Source organism: Gemmiger formicilis (genome assembly GCF_016901605.1).
In the GTDB taxonomy this organism is placed as follows: domain Bacteria; phylum Bacillota; class Clostridia; order Oscillospirales; family Ruminococcaceae; genus Gemmiger; species Gemmiger formicilis_B.
In genome coordinates, this window is the sequence record NZ_JACJKP010000444.1 from 1 (window position 1) to 456 (window position 456).

The following is a 456-nucleotide window of genomic DNA, read 5'->3' on the forward strand; positions in this document are numbered from 1 at the left end:
CATTATAAACCGGCAACACACTGTTGGTCAAATGATACGGCAGCATCACCAGCAGCGGCAGGCAGAGCCAACCGGCAAAACGGTCCTCATACACCAACACCGCCAGCAATACCACACTGAGCATGATAAAGTGGCGGGACATGGCATACATGGCATACATTTCCAGCAGCCCCAGCAGGCCTATTCCCACAACGGTCACCGCACAGGCTTTGAAAACAACCGGGCGTTTGTGGCGTGCGTCCCACACAAAAACTGCCGCCGTAACTGCCAGCAGAAAAAGAACCAGCCAGGCCGCAAGCCCCAACTCCTGGAAATCGCCCTGCAAGACAGGTGCCAGTGCGTCCCGCCATAGTTCCCGGCACTGATTGGCCAGATGGGTCATGGCATAAGCCACCGCCTGAAAGATCTTGCCTTCCATCAGCAGCGAAAAAGCTGCAAAATCAATGGTATTGCTGG

1 protein-coding gene is annotated in these 456 nt (G+C 55.0%); it reads right to left on the minus strand.

Annotation, left to right across the window (positions count from 1 at the left end):
• A partial coding sequence (locus H6B10_RS15355) for a hypothetical protein (RefSeq protein ID WP_204652345.1) occupies positions 1–456 on the minus strand: 456 nt, incomplete at both ends.